This is a genomic window from Alkalilacustris brevis, from assembly GCF_003350345.1.
GTDB classification, from domain to species: domain Bacteria; phylum Pseudomonadota; class Alphaproteobacteria; order Rhodobacterales; family Rhodobacteraceae; genus Alkalilacustris; species Alkalilacustris brevis.
The window spans coordinates 1-2,659 of the sequence record NZ_QNVJ01000022.1 but is presented as its reverse complement, the minus strand read 5'-3'; the positions used below and the strand labels follow the sequence as shown (position 1 = coordinate 2,659).

5 protein-coding genes are annotated in these 2,659 nt (G+C 63.3%); all 5 read right to left on the bottom strand.

Features of this window, described 5'->3' with window-relative positions:
- Positions 1 to 741, bottom strand: a 741-nt coding sequence (locus tag DQ229_RS03560) for a ParB N-terminal domain-containing protein (RefSeq protein ID WP_162300734.1), incomplete at its 3' end; no start/stop codon positions are given.
- Positions 742 to 1,214: 473 nt separating this feature from the next.
- The gene (locus DQ229_RS03555; protein WP_114964904.1) at positions 1,215 to 1,607 is read right to left on the bottom strand and encodes a type II toxin-antitoxin system death-on-curing family toxin; all 393 of its coding nucleotides are present in this window, start codon (positions 1,605 to 1,607) and stop codon (positions 1,215 to 1,217) included.
- The gene (locus DQ229_RS03550; protein ID WP_114964906.1) at positions 1,604 to 1,828 is read right to left on the bottom strand and encodes an AbrB/MazE/SpoVT family DNA-binding domain-containing protein; all 225 of its coding nucleotides are present in this window, start codon (positions 1,826 to 1,828) and stop codon (positions 1,604 to 1,606) included. The genes DQ229_RS03555 and DQ229_RS03550 overlap by 4 nt, the downstream gene beginning before the upstream one ends.
- 91 nt (positions 1,829 to 1,919) lie before the next feature.
- Entirely contained in the window at positions 1,920 to 2,342 is a 423-nt protein-coding gene (locus tag DQ229_RS03545) for a DUF6362 family protein (protein ID WP_114964903.1), read from the bottom strand.
- Positions 2,335 to 2,538, bottom strand: coding sequence for a hypothetical protein (locus tag DQ229_RS03540; protein WP_476561124.1), 204 nt, complete (start codon positions 2,536 to 2,538; stop codon positions 2,335 to 2,337). The genes DQ229_RS03545 and DQ229_RS03540 overlap by 8 nt, the downstream gene beginning before the upstream one ends.
- Between the last annotated feature and the right edge of the window lie 121 nt (positions 2,539 to 2,659).

Genomic DNA, 2,659 nt, shown 5'->3' with positions numbered 1-2,659 from the left:
GTGCAGCGCGCCGTGCCAGACATAGGCGACATCGCCGGGGAACAGCGCCCATGCCTCGCGCCAATCAGCGCGGTCGTCGTTCAGCACCTTGCCGGTGCGCTTCGTCGTTGCCGTGCCCGCCTGGTTGCGCCAGGACGGGTCGTATTCCACGCCATAAGGCGGATCGGTCACCATCAGAAGCGGCTTCACGGTGCCGAGCAGACGCTCGACATCGGTGGCCACCGTGCTGTCACCGCAGAGCAGCCGGTGGTTGCCAAGGATCCAGAGATCCCCGGGACGGCTGATGGGGTCCTCCGGGGTTTCCGGAATGTCGTCCTCGCCGTCTTGCGGGCCAGTGCCCTCGTTGAGGCTCGACATCAGCGCGCTCAACTCATCCTCGGTAAATCCGGTCAGCCCGAGGTCAAAATCCGCCTCCAGCAGGTCCGCCAATTCGAGGTTCAGCAGGTCCTTGTCCCACTCGGCGTTCTCGCTCGACCGGTTGTCCATGATCCGGAACGCCCGCGCCTGCGCGGCCGTCAGCCCCTTGGCCACATGCACTGGCGCGGTCTTGAAGCCGAGCTTGCGCGCTGCCTCCAGCCGCGTGTGCCCGGCCAGGACCACCATCGCTTCGTCCACCACGATCAGTTGACGCCAGCCGAACTCCTGGATCGAGGCCGCCACCGTGGCGATGGCCTGCTCGTTGCGCCGCGGGTTGCGCGCATAGGGAATGATCTGCCCGAGTGGCAGGTCGACGACGTCCATGAGAATGTCCTTGGGAAGCCACTGAAACGAAATGGGGTCGAATCCCCGTTTCGGTTGAGGCGCAGGTTTTGGGGCCCTCAGGCCTTTGTTTTATTGGGGTTCGCATCAAAGCGAAACGAAACGGGTATTTTCGGCGGCGTCACTGGGAAAGCCTCGCGCTGCGCCCCCCAGCATACGCTTTTGCCCAGAAGGGACCCGTAAAATCAATGACTTGCCGGAAGTCCGAGATAGTTTCTCCGGTCAAGAGGTGGGCGTTTTCCCGGTTTCGAACCGTCGCCGATCGTGTGCCACCCTGCCCCTTTGGACCTCAATCTGGACCCCGGAAGCCAGTCTTCGCGTGTTGTCTCCTTCCTCACACCTCGTGCGAGCTTGCCTAGGTTTTAGCCCCCTGATCCGATCCTGTCACGCGTTCCGGTGTCTCGTCGAAAATTGTCTCGCAATCACGAAATTTCTTGACAGGATTAGCCGGAGCATCAGCGCGCGAGGGGCCTCATCTGTTCGGCAAGCCAAGTGGCGAAGGCTTCCTCTGATAGAACCCCGGCGGCCAGATCTTCCATCGCCCTGACACCTTCCAGCGGATCAGGGCGCAAGCCGAAGCCATTGAGACGCAGAAACGTGGCGGAAGTCACGAAAGCTGTGCGCTTGTTACCATCGACGAATGCATGCGCCTTGGCGATCCCGAACGCATATGCGGCTGCGATCTCTTCCAGACGCGGGTCTGCATAAGCAGCCTTGTTGCGAGGGCGCTCCACTGCGGCTTCAAGAAGCCCCATATCCCGCATACCTGCTGCGCCGCCATGCCGAGCGATCTGGCGGTCATGGATGATCACGATGGCTGGCAGCGGCACCCAGATCGGCTCAGTCACGCAAGCGCCTGCAGCATGTCGCGGTTTTCATCCATAACGACCTGCGCCGCAGCCAGCGCGGCGGCCAGTTCAGGGTTCTGGGGCGTGATTTTCAGACTGCCGTCATCACCGCGCACCAGGTAAACTGTGTCACCCTCGCGCGCATCCAGTGCCGCGAGCATTTCCGCCGAGAGCGTGACGACGGCAGAGTTGCCGACTTTGCGAATGCGGGTTTCAAACATGACGATCTCCGATGAGCATACAGTGGTATATACCGGATGCGCGCCCATTGTTCAAGATGCGCCGCCACGCGCTGTCGCATGGCGGCGGTTTTCAATTGGTCCGGGCGATGACGAAACCCATCGACCGCTTCCTCGGTGGCGTCTTGCCGTTCAGCCGCCAGACGATCACAGCCAGCCCATACGCATGGCGACGGTTCGCCGTGGCGCGGCTTATGCCCAACTCCCAGCAGATCGGTTTCCATGGCATTCGGTTTGCGCGCAGCCAGACGATCCGGGCGTCGTCCTTTTCGAGCCAGCGCAGCCAGAGCAGCGCTTCTTCGGCTTCGGTGATCATGCGCGGCGATGGCAGGGGCCGCCGCATCTGCGGCTCCTGACCCACCTTGTCACCGAAGCTGTGGAAATATTCGGGCCAGGCGTTGAAGTAGCCCTGCGGCTTGACGCCGGGCAGCGACCCGAACACGTCGGCAGCGAGTTCCAGCCGGTCCTGCACGCGGCCCGTGGTCCAGTCAGCCATGACGCCTGTCCTCCTGCCGCTTGCCGTAGAGCCGCTCGCCGAGCTGGCGGACCAGCTCGCGCTCGGGCCAGGTCAGGCGGCCGTCGTCGATGGCGACGGCCAGCAGCCCCTGTTCCTTCCAGCCGTCGCGCTTGACCTCGTCGGGGTTGCGGCGGTGCCCGCCGTAGCCCTTGGGCGTGAACCGCATGCCGCTCATTGCACACCTCCCCGGGTCTCCAGCGCCCAGAGCAGGATCGCGATGGCGTCGGCCTCGTTGTGACCTGCCACGGGATTTTTCCTCCGTCTGCGATTAGAGTCCGACCCAAGGAAGGGACGGA